The sequence below is a fragment of the Tenacibaculum dicentrarchi genome, from assembly GCF_964036635.1.
GTDB lineage: Bacteria > Bacteroidota > Bacteroidia > Flavobacteriales > Flavobacteriaceae > Polaribacter > Polaribacter dicentrarchi.
This window is the reverse complement of sequence record NZ_OZ038524.1, coordinates 2,772,109-2,793,614: the sequence shown is the minus strand read 5'-3', so window position 1 is coordinate 2,793,614 and position 21,506 is coordinate 2,772,109. Positions and strand designations below refer to the sequence as shown.

The 21,506-nt window shown below is 30.4% G+C and carries 19 protein-coding genes; 10 read left to right on the top strand and 9 right to left on the bottom strand.

The annotated features are described in order from the left end of the window. Nucleotides 1-84: 84 nt before the first annotated feature. The 4 genes from ABNT14_RS12290 to ABNT14_RS12275 all read right to left on the bottom strand — a co-directional run bounded on the left by ABNT14_RS12290 (nt 85) and on the right by ABNT14_RS12275 (nt 2,175). Nucleotides 85-1,059, bottom strand: coding sequence for an acyl transferase (locus ABNT14_RS12290; protein ID WP_101902208.1), 975 nt, complete (start codon nt 1,057-1,059; stop codon nt 85-87). A 102-nt stretch (nt 1,060-1,161) separates the two neighbouring features. Next, entirely contained in the window at nt 1,162-1,470 is a 309-nt protein-coding gene (locus ABNT14_RS12285; protein WP_101902209.1) for a hypothetical protein, read from the bottom strand. Further along, entirely contained in the window at nt 1,460-1,834 is a 375-nt protein-coding gene (locus ABNT14_RS12280) for a hypothetical protein (protein WP_101902210.1), read from the bottom strand. The genes ABNT14_RS12285 and ABNT14_RS12280 overlap by 11 nt, the downstream gene beginning before the upstream one ends. 26 nt (nt 1,835-1,860) lie before the next feature. Beyond that, complete coding sequence (locus tag ABNT14_RS12275) at nt 1,861-2,175, bottom strand: roadblock/LC7 domain-containing protein (protein WP_234984978.1); 315 nt, start codon at nt 2,173-2,175, stop codon at nt 1,861-1,863. 332 nt (nt 2,176-2,507) lie between these two features. Between ABNT14_RS12275 and amaB the strand changes: the two genes are divergently transcribed. The 3 genes from amaB to ABNT14_RS12260 all read left to right on the top strand — a co-directional run bounded on the left by amaB (nt 2,508) and on the right by ABNT14_RS12260 (nt 5,771). Next, the gene (gene amaB, locus ABNT14_RS12270; protein ID WP_101902212.1) at nt 2,508-4,049 is read left to right on the top strand and encodes an L-piperidine-6-carboxylate dehydrogenase; all 1,542 of its coding nucleotides are present in this window, start codon (nt 2,508-2,510) and stop codon (nt 4,047-4,049) included. Nucleotides 4,050-4,561: 512 nt separating this feature from the next. Further along, complete coding sequence (locus ABNT14_RS12265; protein ID WP_145993506.1) at nt 4,562-4,999, top strand: hypothetical protein; 438 nt, start codon at nt 4,562-4,564, stop codon at nt 4,997-4,999. A gap of 10 nt (nt 5,000-5,009) precedes the next feature. Next, the gene (locus ABNT14_RS12260; protein WP_101902253.1) at nt 5,010-5,771 is read left to right on the top strand and encodes a cyclase family protein; all 762 of its coding nucleotides are present in this window, start codon (nt 5,010-5,012) and stop codon (nt 5,769-5,771) included. A gap of 84 nt (nt 5,772-5,855) precedes the next feature. On the opposite strand, the gene ABNT14_RS12255 is transcribed toward ABNT14_RS12260, so the two are convergent. Next, complete coding sequence (locus ABNT14_RS12255) at nt 5,856-6,803, bottom strand: hypothetical protein (RefSeq protein ID WP_101902214.1); 948 nt, start codon at nt 6,801-6,803, stop codon at nt 5,856-5,858. 276 nt (nt 6,804-7,079) lie between these two features. Further along, nucleotides 7,080-7,550, bottom strand: coding sequence for a hypothetical protein (locus ABNT14_RS12250; RefSeq protein WP_101902215.1), 471 nt, complete (start codon nt 7,548-7,550; stop codon nt 7,080-7,082). A gap of 76 nt (nt 7,551-7,626) precedes the next feature. Here ABNT14_RS12250 and ABNT14_RS12245 point away from each other — a divergent pair, with 76 nt between their 5' ends. Together ABNT14_RS12245 and ABNT14_RS12240 are read left to right on the top strand one after the other, a co-directional pair. Further along, nucleotides 7,627-8,736 carry an FAD-dependent oxidoreductase gene (locus ABNT14_RS12245; RefSeq protein ID WP_101902254.1) on the top strand — a complete coding sequence of 370 codons (1,110 nt, stop codon included), beginning with the start codon at nt 7,627-7,629 and terminating at the stop codon, nt 8,734-8,736. A gap of 28 nt (nt 8,737-8,764) precedes the next feature. Next, a complete protein-coding gene (locus ABNT14_RS12240) occupies nt 8,765-9,223 on the top strand; it encodes a 3-oxoacyl-ACP synthase (protein WP_101902216.1) in 459 nt (152 codons plus the stop codon). 78 nt (nt 9,224-9,301) lie between these two features. Here ABNT14_RS12240 and ABNT14_RS12235 read toward each other — a convergent pair whose 3' ends face one another. The 3 genes from ABNT14_RS12235 to ABNT14_RS12225 all read right to left on the bottom strand — a co-directional run bounded on the left by ABNT14_RS12235 (nt 9,302) and on the right by ABNT14_RS12225 (nt 13,492). Then, nucleotides 9,302-10,048, bottom strand: coding sequence for a YqjF family protein (locus ABNT14_RS12235; RefSeq protein WP_101902217.1), 747 nt, complete (start codon nt 10,046-10,048; stop codon nt 9,302-9,304). Between the two features lie 118 nt (nt 10,049-10,166). Next, nucleotides 10,167-11,105 carry an ABC transporter ATP-binding protein gene (locus tag ABNT14_RS12230; protein ID WP_101902218.1) on the bottom strand — a complete coding sequence of 313 codons (939 nt, stop codon included), beginning with the start codon at nt 11,103-11,105 and terminating at the stop codon, nt 10,167-10,169. A gap of 230 nt (nt 11,106-11,335) precedes the next feature. Then, on the bottom strand, nt 11,336-13,492 hold the full coding sequence (locus ABNT14_RS12225; protein ID WP_101902219.1) for a prolyl oligopeptidase family serine peptidase: 2,157 nt from the start codon (nt 13,490-13,492) through the stop codon (nt 11,336-11,338). Between the two features lie 170 nt (nt 13,493-13,662). On the opposite strand from ABNT14_RS12225, the gene trxA reads away from it, so the two are divergent. The 5 genes from trxA to ABNT14_RS12200 all read left to right on the top strand — a co-directional run bounded on the left by trxA (nt 13,663) and on the right by ABNT14_RS12200 (nt 21,505). Beyond that, on the top strand, nt 13,663-14,016 hold the full coding sequence (trxA, locus tag ABNT14_RS12220; protein ID WP_101902220.1) for a thioredoxin: 354 nt from the start codon (nt 13,663-13,665) through the stop codon (nt 14,014-14,016). Nucleotides 14,017-14,322: 306 nt separating this feature from the next. Continuing rightward, on the top strand, nt 14,323-15,294 hold the full coding sequence (locus ABNT14_RS12215) for a ribonucleotide-diphosphate reductase subunit beta (protein ID WP_101902221.1): 972 nt from the start codon (nt 14,323-14,325) through the stop codon (nt 15,292-15,294). 181 nt (nt 15,295-15,475) lie between these two features. After that, nucleotides 15,476-17,875, top strand: coding sequence for a ribonucleoside-diphosphate reductase subunit alpha (locus tag ABNT14_RS12210; RefSeq protein WP_101902222.1), 2,400 nt, complete (start codon nt 15,476-15,478; stop codon nt 17,873-17,875). A gap of 921 nt (nt 17,876-18,796) precedes the next feature. Next, nucleotides 18,797-19,480: a succinate dehydrogenase cytochrome b subunit gene (locus tag ABNT14_RS12205; protein WP_101902223.1), complete on the top strand. Its 684-nt coding sequence runs from the start codon at nt 18,797-18,799 to the stop codon at nt 19,478-19,480. Between the two features lie 12 nt (nt 19,481-19,492). Continuing rightward, a complete protein-coding gene (locus ABNT14_RS12200) occupies nt 19,493-21,505 on the top strand; it encodes a fumarate reductase/succinate dehydrogenase flavoprotein subunit (RefSeq protein WP_101902224.1) in 2,013 nt (670 codons plus the stop codon). Nucleotide 21,506 lies beyond the last annotated feature (1 nt).

Below are 21,506 nucleotides of genomic sequence, written 5' to 3'. Positions count from 1 at the left end.
GCACTCGCTCTTTTTTGAAGAAAAATCAAAAAAGGAGCTCAAACAATTGCTTCAATCGGGGCTAAAAACAAAAAAATATCGTTTTTATAATACCATTAAGTTACAACCTCTAATATCAGAATTATCAAACCGTCCAATAATTTCAAAGCTAGTATCTGTGTGTACTTTTCCTAAATCTTGTGTCGCAATAAAAGAGCAAGAATTGTAGTTTGCTAAATCAATAATATTAACGCCACCATTTTTTTGATTGGGTAAGATAGTCAAAGCATCTTCGGTATCTCTAATTAAAACACGCATCCAAGGAGGACAGTTAAAAATACCATTTCCTTTCGAATATCCTTGGCTTAATAATTCGGTCATACCATATTCTGAATGAATATGTTGTACGCCAAATCCATTACTTAAAACTTGATGTAATTCGGTACGAATAAGTTCTTTTCTTCGTCCTTTCATACCGCCAGTTTCCATAATAATGGTATTTTTTAAGATAAATTGTTGTTTTTCTATTAAGTCTAATAAGGCAAAAGAAACGCCAATAAGCAGTGTTTTTTGTCCTTTTTTATCTAATTCGATGAGTTTTTTTGCCAATTCATCTAAATTATTTAGGTAAAAACCACTTTCAGGATGTGCCGATTTTTCAATTAAATCAGCAACCATATAAACTAATGATGAGCCTTTTCGTTCTAAATAATTAGGTAATAAAGCTAAAACCACATAGTCTTTTATATCTCCATAAAAATAATCAAAACCTTTTAAATAACTTGTTTCATACCACGATAAATCGGTTACTAAATGCTTGCTGGTAATGCTACCAGTAGTACCAGAACTGCTAAAAGTTTCCTTAATTTTATCTGAAGAAGAAAGTATTTTTTTTGTTTTAAAAAATTCAATAGGCAAAAAAGGAATCTCTTCAATTTTAGAAATACTAGAAGGGTGAATATATAGTAAATCACAAAAAGATCGGTAAACCTTATTATTTTTAAATTGATGCTTAAAAACCGTCAAAGCAGCTTGCTTAAAATCGAATTCTGAATGTATATTAAAAACTTGTTGTTTCATAAAGTTTTACAAAAATAGTAGTTATAACAGTAGTATTATAAAATTGCACTGTTTTTTTTGTAAAACACTAAATTAAAGGGGCATTATTAAGTTTCAAATATATTAGACTGCTTTTTTAGAAAACATTGTTAACATATTATCAAATTTAGGTTCAAAAAGAAAATCAAAAATAACTTCAGATATCTTTTTCCCTTCTTCTACTTCCACTTCGATTTCGAGATTTTTAGTTTCTGCATCTTTGGCTTCTACTATTTTTGTAGTTGTTGTTACAGGGCTTATCTCGTTATTTATTTGGTCGTTTATCAATTCAATACCTAGTATTTTTTGATATTCTTGCTGTCCTAATTTTAAAATAGACGCAACTTTCGCGTCTATTTTAAAATTAGATAAATCTAATGGCTTATATGGCATTGTTTAAATCTGCTTTATATTTGTTAAGTAATGTTTTTGTAATAGCAATATTTGCTTTAGCTGAATCAATAGCTAAATAAATAAAATATCCACCATTAGGTGCAATATTTATAATATGAATCTGATCGGTTAAAGTAATGGTGATATCTTTAACTTCTTCATTTAATCCTAAAACACTGATTGCTTTTAATTTAGCGTTTACTACTTCTAAATTATACGCAGAAGCCAAGTCAATATCAAAATCAGATTTAACTGAATCTGAAACTAAAGTCTCACCAGACTCTATTTCGGTTACACTTAATGCTATATATCCAGGGATATTTTCACTTACGTTTTTAATTAAATCATTTAAAATGTCTGTCATTGCTACTTTTTTTTAGATGTTATTTATTATTTGTCATTGTCTTTTTTTAAAGAAAGACTAATTAAACTTCTATTCATTACACCATCTGATAAGACACATAATATATGGTCGTCGTCACATTTTTTTATATAAAAATTTTGATCAGTAGTTTTTATAATTATTTCGGTTAATGGTGTCGTTTCTAAGACATCAGTAAAAAAATTATCAATTATATTGATAACAACTTTAGTTACCGCCGAAAAATCTTCAGGGTTTTCATAAGTAATTTTACTGTGTACTTCTACAATTTTCCCTTCCTTGTCAAATAGGAGAATTGCTTTAGATTTTGTACTGTTGTACAACTCTTTTAAATTCATAAAAAAAAATATTAGATCTAAAAAATACTATGAAGGGTGTAATATGGTGTAAAAAATTTCACCACTACAAATATATTAAATATTTGTTAAGAAAAAACAAATATTTATCTTTTTAAGAAAAAAAGGTAATATAGAATTGATATAAGTAAGTAAAGTATCAATTTATAATAGTTTATTTGAATATTAGCTCATGTAAAAAATACTACATTAAATATGTTTAAAATTAAACAAAATCAATACTTTTTGTTTAATTTATAATGTGTAAAATTATTCGTATTTTCGTGGTTCATTTTTAAACAATTTAAATTTAAAACAAAATGGCAGATTTCGGAATCAAAGAAGCTTTAGCGCAATTAGGCGTAAAAGATATTAATGATGGAACTTCTACAGGTTCTGTAAATTTCTCTAATGGAGAAGTTATTGAAAGTTATTCACCTGTTGATGGTAAATTAATAGGAAAAGTAAAAGCGACGACCAAAGAAGATTACGAAAAAGTAATGGAAACGGCTACAAAAGCATTTAAGTCGTTTAGAAATATGCCAGCTCCACAAAGAGGAGAAATTGTACGTCAGTTTGGTAATAAATTAAGAGATTTAAAAGAGCCATTAGGTAAGCTAGTTTCTTACGAAATGGGAAAATCTTTACAAGAAGGATATGGTGAGGTTCAAGAAATGATTGATATCTGTGATTTTGCTGTTGGATTATCACGTCAGTTAAACGGACAAACAATTCCATCAGAACGTCCAGGACACGTAATGAGAGAGCAATGGCACCCAATTGGAGTTGTTGGAATTATATCAGCATTTAATTTTCCTGTAGCTGTTTGGGCTTGGAATACTGCTTTAGCGTGGATTTGTGGTGATGTTTGTGTTTGGAAAGGTTCTGAAAAAGCGCCTTTATGTTCAATCGCTTGTCAGAATATTATTGCTGATGTTTTAAAAGAAAACAACTTACCAGAAGGAATTTCTTCTATCATCAATGGTGATTATAAAGTAGGTGAATATATGACTACTGATGCTCGTATTCCTTTAGTTTCTGCAACAGGTTCTACAAGAATGGGACGTATTGTTGGTGCTACTGTTGCACAGCGTTTTGGAAAATCATTATTAGAATTAGGTGGAAATAACGCAATTATTATTACTCCAACTGCCGATTTAAAAGTAGTAGTTCCTGGTGCTGTATTTGGTGCTGTGGGTACTTGTGGGCAACGTTGTACATCTACTCGTAGATTAATTATTCACGAATCAGTATATGATAAAGTAAGAGATGCTATTGTTGGTGCTTATGGGCAATTAACAATTGGAAATCCTTTAGATGAAACAAATCATATTGGACCATTAATTGATAAAGATTCGGTAAACACTTATTTAGCTGCTATTGAAAAAGCAAAAGCTGAAGGTGGAAACGTATTAGTTGAAGGAGGCGTTTTAGAAGGTGAAGGTTACGAAAGTGGATGTTACGTAAAACCAGCAATTATTGAAGCTGAAAATCATTTTGAAATAGTACAGCATGAAACTTTTGCTCCTATTTTATATTTAATGAAATATTCTGGTGATGTTGAAAATGCTATTGATATACAAAATGGTGTAGCTCAAGGATTATCATCAGCAATTATGACAAATGAATTAAAAGAAGCTGAAAAGTTTTTATCATATGCTGGTTCTGATTGTGGTATTGCTAATGTAAACATCGGAACTTCTGGTGCTGAAATTGGAGGTGCTTTTGGTGGTGAAAAAGAAACTGGTGGCGGACGTGAGTCTGGTTCTGATGCTTGGAAAGTATATATGAGACGTCAAACAAATACGATAAACTATTCTGATGAATTGCCTTTAGCGCAAGGAATTAAATTTGATTTATAGGTCTTGTAAAATACAAAAGCTTAACCTAAACTTAACAAAACAACCATTTAATGTTTCTTAATTGTTATTAAAAGGCTGTTTTAGTATTAAATTAGTGTTAAATAAATGTTAAATAAATAAAAGTTACATCGAAAGATGTAACTTTTTTTGTTTTTTTGCGTCATATATTTGTAATTTCACGTAAATCTTTAAATTGATTAAAATCAAGTGGTTAAGCTTACTTTATGAGTGTCACTTTAAATACTTATTTACCATATAAAGATAAAGTATCAATTCTTCTCCAGTAGCTTTAGGTAAATTTGAAAACTAAAACTGATTTATTAAAAAAGTTAGTTGCTTAATTTAATATTTTTCATAAGTATCTAAATAAAAATTCTTGCTATTTGAAAAGAATCAATTTTAATCTTTTTTAGAAAAACAAAACTCCATTATAATTCTTTTTTGAAACACTTTTTTATCAAAAGATAAGAAGCATCAAAAAATATCAATACGAACCCTTAAAAAATAATAATATGATTTTATCAATAATATTTTGGCTTATTCTAGCAGTAATAATAATAATGAGTGTTTACAGTCTTTTTAAATACCAATTACCGATGTTTTTTGGGTATTTAAATAAAAAAGTAGACTCAAATAATCAGCATAAACCACAAAAAGAAAATTTAGTAAGGGCTCAAAATATATTTTCTAAAAGAGTGAAAGAAAACGATTTGAAAATTGTGGCAGGAATTAACCCAAAAATTGAAGGGTTATTTCATGCTTTTGGAATTAAAACTTGGGAAGATTTAGCAGGGACTTCTGTTGAAAAATGTCAAGAAATTTTAAAAAGTGTTGGAAATAAATATAAAATTCAAAAACCTAAAACTTGGCCAAAACAAGCAAAATTAGCAAATCAAGGTAAATGGAAAGAATTGCAAGAGTGTCAAGGTAATTTAATTAGTGAAAAATAATATTTTAAGTATGAAAATAATTGATTTATCAAAACCGATTCAATATAACAAGGAAGACCCTTGGTTTATGAAAGTTAAAGTAAAACATAAATCACATAAAAAATCAAAACTATTAATTAGATTATTAGGCTTGCCTTTTAAATTATTTCCTAAAAATTTTACAGGTTGGGCAGATGATACAATTCAAAAAATGGGAGTACATGCAACTACTCATATTGATGCTCCTTGGCATTATTCACCAACTGTAAATGGCGAAAAGGCAAAAACAATTGATGAAGTTCCATTAGAATGGTGTTTTGGAGAAGGAATTGTTATCGATATGAAACATAAAGCTGATTTTGACCCTATTACTGTGGCAGATATTCAGCAGTTTTTAAAGGTAAATTCATTAGAAATTAAACCTAAAATGATTGTACTAATAAAAACAGGACGTGATATATTTAATGGAACAAAAGATTTTCATGAAAAAGGAACAGGTGTTAGTGCACAAGCTACAGAATGGCTTATCGATAAAGGAATAAAAGTAATGGGAATAGATGCTTGGGGCTGGGATTTACCATTACCTTATATGATTAAAAAAGCAAAAGAAACGAATAACTCAGAATTATTTTGGGAAGCTCATTTAGTAGGGCAAAACAAAGAATACTGCCATATGGAACAATTAGTAAATTTAGATGCTTTACCTTTTTCAGGATTTAAAATAGCTGTTTTTCCACTGAAAATTGTAGGTGCTTCAGGTGCTCCAGCAAGAGTTGTAGCAATGTTAGATTAATTTATTATAAAACCGCACTATTGCTAGTGCGGTGTATTTAGTTGGCTACTACTCCAACTAAAAATCAACTAACCAAACATCATTCTAATTCTGTTTATCAACAATTTTACGTTGTATTTTAGTGCGTTTTCTATTGTTATCTCTTACTATATGTTTTACTGTATTTTTAGTGTTACTTCTTAAATGTGGTATAAATTCTTTGCCTAAAAAAGTATAGGTAGTTTTCGAACTTATATCATATAATGAAATTGTTTGATTATTAATAATCTTTAATTCAAATTTTTCAACCGAATCAATAGAATTTGTATTATAATTAAGTGTTAAAAGTAGCAAATTATCATAGCCTTTAATTGTTGATATTTCATAAGCTCCAACATAATCCCATTTAATAAAATCAATATTTGTACCAAGAAAATCGTGCGATGAATAAAATGTTACATCATTTTCAGGCGTAAACTGTAAGAAATTTTCGGTATCAAAAGGGTTTTCATATCCGCCATTTTCATCAATTTTTTCCCAAGCAACATATTCTTGTAAAAGATATTCTATATTTTCATAAAATAATTTATCGTAATCAAAATTATCTCTTTGATAACCAGTTAAAAAATAGCTTATATTTTGATGTAAATCATCAATTCTAATTTCATTTTCAGACAATTGAATTACCTCAAAATCATGTTGATTATCAAGTGTATGATTGGTTTGTAAAACACTGCCGTTTGTCTGGTAATTACCAACTAAAACCCCCAAACCATTGCCTGTTTTACCAATATCAACAATATTATTATTGGCATACATATTTCCATTTAAAAACGAAACTGTAAACGCTTTTGATAAAAAAGGAATTTCGTTAGTACCTGTTGTGCTATTATAATCGACATACCATAAATCATAACTAGAAAGGTATTGATTTAGTGAAAAGGGCGTATTTTCAGTATAATCAATATGGTCAATTACCTCATTTTGAACCATACAAGAAGATATCATTACACTTGTTGTAATGTATAAAAAAAGTAGTTTTAAAGGTTTCATAGATGGTAATTTAATCGTTATATGCTACTAACTTTCAAATTACGTGCCAAAATTAAAAATCGATAATTAGTTTATTCTTTTTACTAATTGTTTACTTTTTTTTTGAAGCAATTTCCCGCTTTCCGCACTCGCTCTTTTTTGAAAAAAAATCAAAAAAGGAGCTCAAACAAAGCTTCAATCGGGGCTAGGCATTTTTACACAAAACCATATCGGTCATGCTAAACTTATTTCAGTATCACATCCTGATTTGCCTTAATTTTTCAGTCTAAAAACCAATTATTGAATAAGAACAGTACTTGTTTTTATCATATTTTCAATTTTATAGGTCAGTATTTTATCGCCTATTTTATAAGTAACAACCGCTTGATTATCTTTTAAATTAAACGGAAATTTTTCTGTAATTTTAGGGAGTGAATTACCATATTCTTTTTCTGAATCGGCGTTTAAAACAAGTTCATTAACTACAGGAATAATACGGTTTTTATACCGAGCAACAATAATATTTTTCCCATTTTTATGTTCAACAAGAGTATTAATAATGGTATTTTGAAAATATATTTTTTGAAAATCAATGGGTTTATCTGACGTAAAAATAATATTTAAACAAGCCGATTTATTTGTTGATAAATGATTAAAATCATCGGTATATAGTGCTTTTTTTATCTTAAAAGGAGGCGTCGTATTTTGCTTAATATTGGCACACTGAGTAAAAATAACAGCGAACATTAAGAGTCCAAATAATTTCATAATAGTACTTTTTAGAGTTTAATTTTATACATTACAACTAATATACCAAGGTACAAAAATATAATAGTATAAGATGTTGAATTACAGTTATTGGGAGTTAAAAGAATGGTTTACCAATGTTGATTTTACCATTGTAGGTAGCGGAATTGTAGGATTAAATTGCGCATTGGCATTAAAAGAAAAACATCCGAAGGCTAAAATAATTATTTTAGAAAAAGGAATGTTACCACAAGGAGCAAGTACTAAAAATGCTGGTTTTGCCTGTTTTGGAAGCATATCAGAATTAATAGACGACTTAAAAACACATACCGAACAAGAAGTGTATAACTTAGTCGAAAAACGCTGGCAAGGTTTGCAATTATTACGAAAAAATTTAGGGGATAAAAATATAAAATATCAACAAAATAAAGGCTACGAATTATTTCAAGATACCGAGTTTTATGAAACTTGTTTATCAGAAAAAGACAGCCTTAATATCTTGTTAAAACCCTTGTTTGAAGCGCCTGTTTTTTCAGTTGATGCCAATAAATTTAAGTTTCAAAATATTCATCAAAATTATATTACCAATCAGTTTGAAGGGCAAATTGATACGGGTAAAATGGCGGTAAAATTGCTTGAATTAGTACAAAAATCGGGCATAAAAATAGTCAATAGTATTTTGGTAGAAAGTTATTGTGAAAACAATGAAAATGTTTTGATTAAAACAAATCAGATAGAATTTTCAACCAAAAAATTATGTATTGCCACCAATGGGTTTGCTAATAAGTTGTTGAACGAAAATGTAAAACCCGCCAGAGCGCAAGTTTTAATAACAAAACCGATTAAAAACTTAGCTATAAAAGGAACATTTCATTTAGAAAAAGGCTATTATTATTTTAGAAATATTGACGATAGAATTTTATTAGGCGGCGGACGAAACCTCGATTTTAAAACCGAAGAAACTACTGTTTTTGGAGAAACAGCACTGGTTCAAAATAAATTAGAAGAAATTTTAAAAACCACTATTTTACCGAATACTAATTTTGAAATAGACCACCGATGGAGCGGAATAATGGGTGTTGGAAATCAGAAAAAAGCCATTGTAAAGCAGTTATCAAATAATGTATTTTGTGGTGTTCGTTTAGGAGGAATGGGCGTAGCAATTGGTAGTTTGGTAGGTAAAGAATTAGCCGATTTAGGGCAATAAAATAGTATTCAAAGTAGTAAAATAACAGATGAATCAGAAAAATATAAAACAAGAATTATACAATCAATGCGTGATTTTTGTAGAAAAACGCTTAAAAACAGTTGAACAAATTATTTCATCGAACCAAAAAGCCTTGCAATCAGAAACTAAAAGTTCGGCAGGCGACAAGCACGAAACAGGGCGAGCAATGCTACAATTAGAAATGGAAAAAGCAGGGCAACAGCTTAGTGGAATTATCAAAATGAAAGAAACACTTTCTAAAATAAATAGTCAAAATATGGCTACTATTGGTTGTTTAGGAAGTGTTGTTAAAACAACCAAAAATTCGTTTTATTTGAGTATTAGTTCAGGGCAATTAACAATTGATAATCAGCCTTATTTTGCTGTTTCTGTGTCTTCGCCAATTGGTTGTATTTTATTAGGAAAAAAACAAAATGATAGTTTTACATTTAATAATATAGAACAAAAAATTACAGCAATTTTTTAACAGATTAAAATACTAAACAAGAGGTTTAAACCTCTTGTTTTAAAGCTAAAATGAATTAAATAAGCTGCTTATTTATTTTTAGAAATGTTTTTTAGTATAGCTAGTTTTTTCTTTTTTAATCTTTCCCCAAGCAACAACTTTTACTCCTTTTGAGTATTGAACTTTGTTGGGTTCTTTTTTTAAGAGCTTCCTAAATTTGGGGTAATCGACTGTAATTTCTTTTATTTCAATATTGTTTATAGGCCATTCTAAATGATGAATTTCAAATTCGTTAATCGATTTTTCGGTATCTTGAAAAAGCGCATATCTTTCGGTTAGCCAGTTATCTAAAGTTGATTTTTCTGTTAATTTTTCGGCGATTTTAAATTCAATATTTAAGTGGTCATTAAATACTGCGTTACTTGATTGATATCGGTTTTTACTTCTGTTGATTTTTGAAAATCGGTATGGAAGTTCAGAGATTCCTTTTGCAATTTTACAAGCTAATTTTTTACCGCCTTCAATACTCAAAAAGTAAACGCCAGTTTTATTATTAGATTTTACGTAGGTTCTAATATTAATTTCATCAAAATTAGAAATAGGAGCGAAAGAAGGTAGGTTTTTTGGGCGGATTTTTTCCATGGTAAACGCCACAACAGAAACCCAAGCTTTTCCTTGAAATAAGTCAATTTCTAATTCTTCGGGTACAAATTTTCTTAATTCGCTAAGCTCTACTTGCCAATGAAGAAATATCGCATTGTTCCATTCTTGATAAAATTTCCAAGTATCGGCAGGTATTTTCCAGGGTCTGTGTGCTGTGCTATTTAATATGTCTGGTATTGTCATTTTTTTGGCTAAAATTTTCTTTGGAAATAAATGTACCTGTTTTTTTATAAATCATCAAAATTACTAGAATTAACAAAAATTACGGTAAATAAGGATATGAAACTGAACTAAACCAGTCCTATACATCAAACTTCAGTGAAACTATTTCATCAATTTTAAGTTTTGTAGGATGCTTTAAAAAGACAAATCGGCTGTTGTAAATTACTTTTATTAGCCAGTGAGAACCTTTAAAATAGATTTCTTTTACTACGGCTTTACGTGCCGAATTTGCTACAACTTCTATTTGATGCGGATATAATAAAATACTTTCTTCTACTTGTTTTTGATCGATAACAATTTCGTTAACAGTATCGAATAAAGAGGCTACATATTTTATTTTCGGGTTTTTATATAAGTGTTCAGGCGTATCGTTAGCAATTATTTCACCATTTTTAAGAATAATAACATGGTTGGCAAACGATAAAGCGTCTGTTCCTTGATGGGTGGCTGTAATACAGGTAATTTTATTTTTTTTCAGATAATTAAATAGGTTTCTACGCAGTGAGTTTTTTTTGAAATTATCAATCTGACTAAAAGGCTCGTCTAGTAGTAGTAATTTTGGCTGTTTTGCTAAGGCTTTTGCGATTGCAACACGTTGTTTTTGCCCGCCGCTTAGGTTTTCTACTTTTGTATTGGCGAAATTGGTCATTTCAATAATATTCAAGAGCTCGTTGGTTCTTCTTTGAGCTTCTTCGGGATCAAAACGTGATAGGAATTTTTTAATGTTTTCACTAACGCTTGTAAAAGATATTAAATCGAAATCTTGGGCTACGTATTTGAAAAAATCTACGCCAGGAACTAAATAATATTCAGGTCCTAGAACTTGAAAATCGTCATAAAAAATTGTTCCGCTTTTTAAATCTAATAATCCGTAAAGGGCTTTTAATAAAGTTGATTTTCCGCAACCACTTGCGCCCATTATACATAAATGTTCTCCTTTTTGAAGGGAGAAATTGATGTTTTTTAGTGTTGTTTTTTCTTTAGAATATCCGAAGGTAATATTGTTTACTTGTAGCATAGAAGCAAAAATATAATTTCTATTTTAAAATAGTGTTACTGTTGTGTTTATCTTTTGTTTTAAGTTAAAATGCTTGCGTTAGCGATTGAAGCAATTGTTTGAGCTCTTTTTTTGATTTTTCTTCAAAAAAAAGCGAGTGCGGAAAGCGCGACCCTTGTGGTAACGCCCAAATTATAAGCACAAAAAAACCGACACTTTCGCATCGGTTTTTTATGATTTTTATTGATGTTTTACTTTTTATCTTGATTAGGAAGTTTATTAAAACCCATGTTATATAATGTAAATCCGAAAATATCGGCATATTGTTCGATGGTTTTAGCTACGGGAGTTCCAGCGCCATGACCAGCATTTGTTTCAATACGAATTAACACAGGATTTTCGCCTTGTTGCTTATCTTGTAATTCGGCAGCAAACTTAAAACTGTGGGCAGGAACTACACGGTCATCATGGTCACCAGTGGTTACCATAGTTGCAGGATACGCCACTTTTTGAACGTTGTGTACAGGAGAATATCCGTTTAAATAATCGAACATTTCTTTGTTATCGGCAGATGTTCCGTAATCATACGCCCAACCTGCACCCGCAGTAAACGTGTGATAACGTAACATATCTAAAACTCCAACGGCAGGCAAAGCGACTTTCATTAAATCGGGACGCTGTGTCATTGTTGCGCCAACTAATAATCCACCGTTTGAGCCTCCACGGATTGCCAAATAATCAGAAGAAGTATATTTTTGATTGATTAAATATTCGGCAGCTGCAATAAAATCGTCAAACACATTTTGTTTTTTTAATTGTGTTCCTGCATCGTGCCATTTTTTACCATATTCACCACCACCACGTAAATTAGGAACGGCATATACTCCGCCTTGTTCCATCCAAACGGCGTTTGCAATGCTAAATGAAGGTGTTAAACTGACATTAAATCCGCCATAACCATATAAAATAGTTGGATTTTTACCGTTTAATTCTAAACCTTTTTTATAGGTAATTATCATCGGAACTTTTGTTCCGTCTTTTGATGTATAAAATATTTGTTTACTTTCATAAGCATCAGCATTGAAAGAAATTTCAGGTTTCCAAGATAAAATATACGTTCCATCTTCAGGATTAAATTTATAAGATGAACTTGGTGTATTGTAGTTTGTAAATGAAAAATAGATTTCTTTAGCTTTTGTTTTTCCACCAAAACCACCAGCAGAACCAACACCTGGAAGCTTTACTTCACGGATTAATTTTCCATCAAAATCGTATTGTAAAACTTTAGAAACAGCATCAACCATATATTCTGTGAAAAAATACCCAGCTCCTGTTGATGGTGATAATACGTTTTCAGTTTCTGCAATAAAATCTGTCCAATTTTCTGGTGTTGGATTTTTAGCATCAACAGTTACTATTTTTTTATTTGGTGCATTTAAGTTTGTTACTAAATATAATTTATCGCCACGGCTGTCAATTACATAAGTATCGTTATCATAATTATCTGTAATGGTAACTAACTTACTATTAGGGGTTGTTAAATCTTTTAAAAATAATTTATTTCCTGATGTTGAAGTAGCCGCAGAAATAAGTAAATACTTGTTATCCTCAGTTAAAGAACCGCCAACATACCTGTTTTTTTCTTCGGATGTTGCTCCAAAAATAATTTTGTCGGTTTTTTGTGGCGTATTTAAAGCATGATAATATAATTTATGCTGGTCTGTTTTTGCAGATAATTCACTTCCTTCAGGCTTATCGTAACTAGAATAATAAAAACCTTCGTTGCCTTTCCAAGCGATTCCAGAGAATTTTACATCAATTAAAGTATCACCAATAATTTCTTTAGTTTTTGTATTTAAAACAATAATTTTTCGCCAATCGCTTCCTCCTTCAGAAATTGAATAGGCAACAATACTTCCATCTTTAGTAAAACTGACCGAACCTAATGAGGTTGTTCCATCCTTAGAAAAAGTATTTGGATTTAAGAAAACTTCTTCATTTCCTTGAGCATCTTTTCTGTATAAAACTGATTGATTTTGCAATCCGTCATTTTTATAAAAGTAGGTATAATCACCTTCTTTAAAAGGCGTTCCTAATTTTTCGTAATTCCATAATTCTGATAATCTATCTTTTAATTGCTCACGATACGGAATTTTACTTAAATAATTAAAAGTAACGTCATTTTCGGCTTTTACCCAATTTTCGGTTTCGGTACTTTTATCATCTTCTAACCAACGATAATTATCGGTTATTTTTGTTCCAAAATAATCATCTACAATTGGTTTTTTAGCGGTTTTAGGATAGTTCAATGTGGTGTTTTTTTGAATGTTTTTTTCAGATTGATTTTCTTTCTTACAAGACACTAAAACAGTACTCGCACAAAGAATTGAAAAAAGGATTTTTTTCATGATAATGGGGTTTTTTAATAATTTCAAAGTTAGCTGAAAAAAGAACGAAAATATTCTTTTTAAGATGTTTTAACACTAAATTATAGTCGTTGTAATCTTTAAAAAATAAAAGAAGTATCTTTATACTTGAATTTTTTAAGCACAGAAGTAGTAATATAATAACAGTTATCATGACAGAAAATTTAACAAAAGAAACTTTTTTTAAAAAAGTATTTAATTTTGAAGAAAATAAAGAATGGAATTTTGAAGGTGATAAACCAGCATTAATTGATTTTTATGCCGATTGGTGTGGTCCTTGTAAATCGTTAGCACCAATTTTAGAAGAATTGAGTAACGAATATGAAGGTAAAATTGATATTTATAAAATTAATACAGAAGAAGAACCTGAATTAGCGGCTGCTTTTGATGTTCGTAGTATTCCTTCAATGTTATTTTGCCCTATGAACGAAGCTCCTCAAAGAGCCAATGGTGCATTGCCAAAAAAACAGATTGAAGAAATTATAAAAGATGTTTTAAAGGTCTAAAAGTAAACTTAAATCTGTTTTTTATAAAAATTTAAAAGTACTGTTTTTGCAGTACTTTTTTTGGAATAAAACCAAAATAGTAAACCCTATGGTAATCATTACTTAAGCTATTTAATAGGTGTTAATTTGTTGATTATTAGGTGTTTGATTATTTGTTAGAGTGCTGTGGTTTTTGCTTTGTATTTCAATTTGTTGAAAACTTCAAGGGATTTGTGAATAAGTAAAGCTTTCGAATTTTAGTAAAATTATAGATATTTGTAACCCCCAATATCAGAAGAATAACAACCTAAATTAGCACACAAAATAATGACAGCAATCGAACCAATTTTACAAGAAAATAAAGATAGATTTGTGATTTTTCCAATTCAACATGATGATTTATGGGATTGGTATAAAAAACAACAAGCATCAATTTGGACTGCTGAAGAAATAGATTTATCAGTAGATGTTATTGATTGGGAAACCAAATTAACCGACGATGAGCGTTATTTTATTAAACATATTTTAGCTTTTTTTGCAGCTTCTGACGGAATTGTAAATGAAAATTTAGCAGAAAATTTTGTAAATGAAGTACAATATTCTGAAGCAAAATTTTTCTATGGTTTTCAAATAATGATGGAAAATGTACATTCAGAAACGTATTCATTATTAATAGATACGTATGTGAAAAATGAAATAGAAAAAGACCAATTATTTAAAGCAATTGAAATTTTTCCAGCAATTAAAAAGAAAGCTGATTGGGCATTAAAATGGATTGAATCAGATTCGTTTGCAGAACGTTTAATTGCTTTTGCTGCTGTTGAAGGAATTTTCTTTTCTGGGTCTTTCTGTTCTATTTTCTGGTTAAAAAAACGTGGTTTATTACCTGGATTAACATTTTCTAATGAATTAATTTCAAGAGATGAAGGAATGCACTGTGATTTTGCTGTGCATTTACATAATCATCATATTGTAAATAAAGTACCTAAAGCACGTATTCGTGAAATTATTATAGATGCTTTAAGTATTGAAAGAGAGTTTATTACAGAATCATTACCAGTGAGTTTAATTGGTATGAATGCTAAATTAATGACACAATATTTAGAGTATGTAACAGACAGATTATTATTAGAATTTGGATGTGACAAAGAATATAATGCTACAAATCCGTTTGATTTTATGGAAATGATTTCATTAGAAGGAAAAACAAATTTCTTTGAAAAAAGAGTTTCTGAATACCAAAAAGCAGGTGTTTCTGGTGGAGGTACAGGAGATATTAGTTTTGATGCTGAATTTTAAATAAAATAAATTACAGCAACTTTATTTTAAGTATGTTATAGAAAAAATAATAGTGTTTTTTCTATAACATACTGTTTTAAAAACAAAAAAAAACTTTACAACAAATAGTTTTATTGATAACCTTATTAATAGTTAGGTTTTTTAGTGATGCTATTTATCAAAATTAAAACCAATAATATATATGTATGTATTAAAGAGAGATGGTAGAAAAGAGCCTGTAATGTTCGATAAAATTACAGAAAGGGTTCGAAAAATGTGCTATGGTTTAAATAATATTGTTGACCCAGTAAAAGTAGCAATGCGTGTTATTGAAGGTTTATATGATGGAGTACCAGCTACTGAATTAGATAATTTAGCGGCTGAAGTTGCTGCAACAATGACTACTGCTCATCCTGATTATGCAAAGTTAGCAGCAAGAATTGCTGTATCAAATTTACATAAAAACACCAAAAAATCGTTCTCTGAAACGATGACTGATTTATATAATTATGTAAATCCTCGTACAGATAAAAAATCTCCTTTATTAGCTGATGATGTATATGAAATCATTCAAAAAAATGCTGATAAATTAGACTCTACAATTATTTATAGTCGTGATTTTAATTATGATTATTTTGGTTTTAAAACCTTAGAACGTTCTTATTTATTAAAATTAAATGGAACTATTGCAGAGCGCCCGCAACATATGTTAATGCGTGTATCAATAGGTATTCATAAAGATGATATTGATGAAGCAATAGCAACTTACGAGTTAATGAGTAAAAAATATTTTACCCATGCAACGCCTACATTATTTAATGCAGGAACGCCTAAACCACAAATGTCTTCTTGTTTTTTATTACAAATGCAAGATGATAGTATCGAAGGAATTTATGATACTTTAAAGCAAACTGCAAAAATTTCGCAATCGGCAGGAGGTATCGGATTATCTATACACAATATTCGTGCTACAGGAAGTTATATTGCTGGAACTAACGGAACATCAAACGGTATTGTACCAATGTTAAAAGTGTTTAACGACACAGCACGTTACGTAGACCAAGGAGGAGGAAAACGTAAAGGTTCTTTCGCTATGTATTTAGAGCCTTGGCATGCCGATATTTTTGATTTTTTAGATTTAAAGAAAAATCATGGTAAAGAAGAAATGAGAGCACGTGATTTATTTTACGCTATGTGGATTTCTGATTTATTTATGGAACGTGTACAGCAAGATGGTGATTGGACATTAATGTGTCCGCAAGAATGCCCTAATTTATTTGATACTTATGGTGATGAATTTAACCGTTTGTATACAGGGTATGAAGCTGCTGGAAAAGGTAGAAAAACCATAAAAGCACGTGAATTATGGGAGAAAATTTTAGAGTCGCAAATTGAAACAGGTACACCGTACATGTTATACAAAGATGCTGCAAACCGTAAATCGAATCAAAAGAATTTAGGAACTATTCGTTCTTCAAACTTATGTACCGAAATTATGGAATATACTGCCGAAGATGAAGTAGCAGTATGTAATTTAGCATCTATAGCAATGCCAATGTTTATTGCTGAAGATAAAAACGGAACAAAGTTTTTTGACCATGATGAATTATATAAAGTAACTAAAAAAGTAATTAGAAACTTAGATACTGTTATTGATAGAAATTATTATCCTGTTATTGAAGCAGAAAATTCTAATGTGCGCCATCGTCCAGTAGGTTTAGGTATTCAAGGACTTGCTGATGCTTTTATTATGTTACGTTTGCCTTTTACTTCGGATGAAGCTAAAAAGTTAAACAAAGAAATATTTGAAACCTTGTATTTTGCTTCGGTAACTTCATCAATGGAAATTGCAAAAGCTAAAGAGCCATATTCTACTTTTAAAGGTTCGCCAATGTCTAAAGGAGAATTTCAACATAATATGTGGGGCGTAACTGAAGCCGATTTAAGCGGTCGCTGGGATTGGGAATCTTTACGTAAAGAAGTTGTAGAACATGGTGTTCGTAACTCGTTATTAGTAGCGCCAATGCCAACTGCATCTACTTCTCAAATTTTAGGAAATAACGAAGCTTTTGAACCATATACGTCTAATATTTATACTCGTAGAGTTTTATCTGGTGAATTTATTGTTGTAAACAAACATTTATTAGAAGACTTAGTAGAATTGAATTTATGGGACAATGCAATGAAAGAAGATATTATGCGTGCAAACGGTTCTATCCAACATATTGCTACTATTCCACAAGATTTAAAAGACCTTTATAAAACGGTTTGGGAAATGAGTATGAAAGATATTATTGATATGGCTCGTGATAGAGGATATTTTATCGATCAATCTCAATCATTAAACTTATTTATGAAAGACCCTGATTATGCTAAATTAACTTCGATGCATTTTTATGCTCACAAAGTTGGTTTAAAAACAGGAATGTACTATTTGAGAACAAAATCGGCAGTAAATGCGAAGCAGTTTACCTTAAATATTGAAAAGAAAAAAGAGGTAATTCAAGAAGATGCACCAATGAGTGCTGCTGAATATAAAGCAATGGTTGATGCTTCTAAAAATGGCGCTCCTGATGATGATTGTTTAATGTGTGGTTCTTAAAACCAATAAATTAAAAGTCAAAATTATATTAAAGAGAAGTCGAAAGGCTTCTCTTTTTAAAGAAAAGCAGTAAAGAATACTATTTTGTGTAGTACAAAAAGGTTAGAGCCTTTAGACCTTTTAAATTAAAGGAGACATTAACTTTATACCTTTAAAATGGGTAAAAACAAAAAAAACACTACCAAATGGTGGATAGTGTTTAAGAATGAAATAAAACTTATTGTTGTTACAATAATAAATTTTATTTGGTTATATTATTTCTAGTTTAATGGATATAACTCAACTCTAACCAAAGAGGTTAGTTTTAAATTGTATAACTTTTTAATGAATAAAAGTCTGTTGTTCGAGCAACAGGCTTTTTGCATTTATAAAGTTATGGCAAAATTAATACTTATTTTTAATATAATAAATATAAAAATTATAAAAAAAAGAGAAGTGGAAAGGCTTCTCTTTTTTATTATGAAAAAATCTAAGAGCCTGTTTAAGAATTAAATAAAGACTAAATTTTCATCATGCTGAATTTAATTCAGCATCGCATTAAATAGTAGAACTACGTTAAATTAGGATGTAAATCTGAAATAAATTCAGGTTGACGGATTCGATTTCTTATTTTTCTGTGATATTTTTTTTTCAGATGAAATTTAAACAAGCTCTAAAAATAGTACTTATTTACTACTGTTTTTAGTTGAAACTTTGATGTGAAAATGTTTTTTAAGCAGTATTTTAATTATGTTTTGATGTCGTTTTTTTATGAAAAAAGGAGTGGAAAAAACATAAAATGCGCTAAAATTATCCTTAAAAAAAATAAAACTAGAAACGTTATTTAAACTAATTCTAAATGTTAAATAAAAGCATTGTTAAAGCTTGTAAAATATGCGAATACCACTTAAATTTGTTAGAATATTTATATAAACAAACAAAATAATGGGATTATTAAAATCTTCTATTGGAAGAAAATTTGCCATGGCGCTTTCGGCGTTCTTCTTGATGTTTTTCTTATTGCAACACTTTGTAATAAACGTCACCTCACTTTTTCCAGATAATGGAGCAACATTTAACGCGTTATCCCACTTTATGGGAACTAACCCGTTAATTCAATATGTGATGCAACCAGTCTTAATTTTTGGTGTAGTTTTTCATTTTGTAATGGGATTCGTCTTAGAATTAAAAAACAAAAGTGCAACAAGTGTAAGTTATGCAAAAGATAACGGAGCAGCCAATTCTACTTGGATGAGTAGAAATATGATTTGGTCTGGTGCAGCTATTTTAGCATTTGTATTGTTACACTTTATCGATTTCTGGTTTCCAGAAATTAACACGAAATTTATCCAAGGTGATTGGAGTGGTGTACACGAAGGTATTGAAGGATTACGTTATTTTCATGAATTACAAGAAAAATTTGTAAACCCACTTAGAGTTGGTGCTTACGTAATTGCTTTTGTATTCTTAGCATTACACTTATTACACGGATTTTCTTCAGCATTCCAATCGGTTGGAGCAAATAACAAATACACTAAAGGATTGAAAACATTTTGTAAAATATATGCAATTGGTATTCCTGTTGGATTTATCATCGTTGCTTTATTTCATCATTTCAATCATTAATACGAAACTAGTATGGCTTTAGATTCAAAAATTCCAAAAGGTCCAATTAAAGATAAATGGACAGATTATAAAAATAAGATTGATTTAGTAAACCCTGCAAACAAACGTAATATTGATGTTATTGTTGTTGGTACAGGATTAGCTGGTGGATCTGCTGCTGCAACCTTAGCCGAATTAGGTTATAATGTAAAAGCATTTGCTTATCAAGATTCTCCACGTAGAGCGCATTCAATTGCAGCACAAGGAGGAATTAATGCAGCAAAAAATTATCAAGGTGATGGTGATTCTTTCTACCGATTATTTTACGATACCGTAAAAGGTGGAGATTACCGTTCACGTGAGGCAAACGTATACCGTTTGGCAGAAGTTTCTGCAAATATTATTGATCAATGTGTGGCACAAGGAGTTCCTTTTGCTCGTGATTATGGTGGATTATTAGACAACCGTTCATTTGGTGGAGTTTTAGTTTCTAGAACTTTTTATGCAAAAGGACAAACAGGACAACAATTATTATTAGGAGCATATTCAGCTATGAACCGTCAAATTGCTCGTGGAAAGATTGAAATGTTCAATCGTCATGAAATGTTAGACGTTGTTAAAGTTGATGGAAAAGCCCGTGGAATTATTGCCCGTGATTTAATTACAGGTAAAATCGAGCGTCATTCAGCACACGCCGTAGTTATTGCTACTGGTGGATACGGAAATGTATATTTCTTATCAACAAATGCAATGGGGTCAAACGCAACTGCAGCTTGGAAAATTCATAAAAAAGGAGCATTTTTTGCAAACCCTTGTTATACGCAAATTCACCCTACTTGTATTCCTCGTTCAGGTGATTATCAATCGAAATTAACCTTGATGTCAGAATCATTACGTAATGACGGTCGTATTTGGGTTCCTAAAAACATGGAAGATGTAATGGCAATTAGAGAAGGTCGTAAAAAACCAACTCAATTATCAGAAGAAGAAAGAGATTACTACTTAGAAAGAAGATACCCTGCCTTTGGTAACTTAGTGCCTCGTGATGTTGCCTCTCGTGCAGCAAAAGAACGTTGTGATGCTGGTTACGGAGTAAATGCAACTGGTGAAGCAGTGTATTTAGATTTTAAATCGGCAATTACTCGTTACGGAACAGAACAAGCAAAATTACAACATATAACAAATCCTTCGGAAGCAAAAGTTTACGAATTAGGAAAAGGAATCATAGAAGCAAAATATGGTAACCTATTCCAAATGTATGAGAAAATTGTTGATGAAAATCCGTACGAAACACCAATGATGATTTATCCTGCAACACACTATACAATGGGTGGTGTTTGGGTTGATTATAACTTAATGACCACTGTTGATGGATTGTACTGTATTGGAGAAGCAAATTTCTCTGACCATGGTGCCAACCGTTTAGGAGCTTCTGCATTAATGCAAGGTTTAGCCGATGGATATTTCGTATTACCGTATACTATTGGAGATTATTTATCTGGAGATATTCGTACAGGAAAAATTTCTACCGATACCAAAGAATTCGTACAAGCTGAAAAAGAAGTTACCGAACGTATTAATTTCTTTATCAATAATAAAGGAACACATTCTGTAGATTATTACCATAAAAAATTAGGTGTAATTATGTGGGAAAAATGTGGAATGGCTCGTAATGAAAAAGATTTAAAATCAGCAATGGTTGAAATTAAAGCATTACGTGAAGATTTCTGGAAAAACGTAACAGTTCCTGGTGATGCAAACGAAATGAATCCTGAATTAGAGAAAGCTGGTCGTGTGGCTGATTTCCTTGAATTAGGGGAGTTATTCGCCAAAGATGCTTTAGATAGAAAAGAATCATGTGGAGGTCACTTTAGAGAAGAGTCAGCAGAAATTGATGGTCCTCAAAAAGGAGAAGCAAAACGTAATGATAAAGATTACGCTTATGTTGCTGCTTGGGAATACAAAGGTGAGCCAGCTGCTGCGGTTTTACACAAAGAAGAATTAGAGTTTAACGATATTGAACTAAAACAACGTTCATACAAATAAG

Bases quoted from the DNA above. Each gene is read 5' to 3' on its own strand.
- ABNT14_RS12260 (WP_101902253.1), top strand. From the start codon at position 5,010: ATGAAAATAATTGATTTATCAAAACCGATTCAATATAACAAGGAAGAC.
- ABNT14_RS12225 (WP_101902219.1), bottom strand. From the start codon at position 13,492: ATGAAAAAAATCCTTTTTTCAATTCTTTGTGCGAGTACTGTTTTAGTG.
- ABNT14_RS12200 (WP_101902224.1), top strand. From the start codon at position 19,493: ATGGCTTTAGATTCAAAAATTCCAAAAGGTCCAATTAAAGATAAATGG.
- ABNT14_RS12250 (WP_101902215.1), bottom strand. From the start codon at position 7,550: ATGAAATTATTTGGACTCTTAATGTTCGCTGTTATTTTTACTCAGTGT.
- ABNT14_RS12265 (WP_145993506.1), top strand. From the start codon at position 4,562: ATGATTTTATCAATAATATTTTGGCTTATTCTAGCAGTAATAATAATA.
- ABNT14_RS12280 (WP_101902210.1), bottom strand. From the start codon at position 1,834: ATGACAGACATTTTAAATGATTTAATTAAAAACGTAAGTGAAAATATC.
- ABNT14_RS12255 (WP_101902214.1), bottom strand. From the start codon at position 6,803: ATGAAACCTTTAAAACTACTTTTTTTATACATTACAACAAGTGTAATG.
- ABNT14_RS12290 (WP_101902208.1), bottom strand. From the start codon at position 1,059: ATGAAACAACAAGTTTTTAATATACATTCAGAATTCGATTTTAAGCAA.
- ABNT14_RS12230 (WP_101902218.1), bottom strand. From the start codon at position 11,105: ATGCTACAAGTAAACAATATTACCTTCGGATATTCTAAAGAAAAAACA.
- ABNT14_RS12235 (WP_101902217.1), bottom strand. From the start codon at position 10,048: ATGACAATACCAGACATATTAAATAGCACAGCACACAGACCCTGGAAA.
- ABNT14_RS12210 (WP_101902222.1), top strand. From the start codon at position 15,476: ATGTATGTATTAAAGAGAGATGGTAGAAAAGAGCCTGTAATGTTCGAT.
- ABNT14_RS12215 (WP_101902221.1), top strand. From the start codon at position 14,323: ATGACAGCAATCGAACCAATTTTACAAGAAAATAAAGATAGATTTGTG.
- trxA (WP_101902220.1), top strand. From the start codon at position 13,663: ATGACAGAAAATTTAACAAAAGAAACTTTTTTTAAAAAAGTATTTAAT.
- ABNT14_RS12285 (WP_101902209.1), bottom strand. From the start codon at position 1,470: ATGCCATATAAGCCATTAGATTTATCTAATTTTAAAATAGACGCGAAA.
- amaB (WP_101902212.1), top strand. From the start codon at position 2,508: ATGGCAGATTTCGGAATCAAAGAAGCTTTAGCGCAATTAGGCGTAAAA.
- ABNT14_RS12240 (WP_101902216.1), top strand. From the start codon at position 8,765: ATGAATCAGAAAAATATAAAACAAGAATTATACAATCAATGCGTGATT.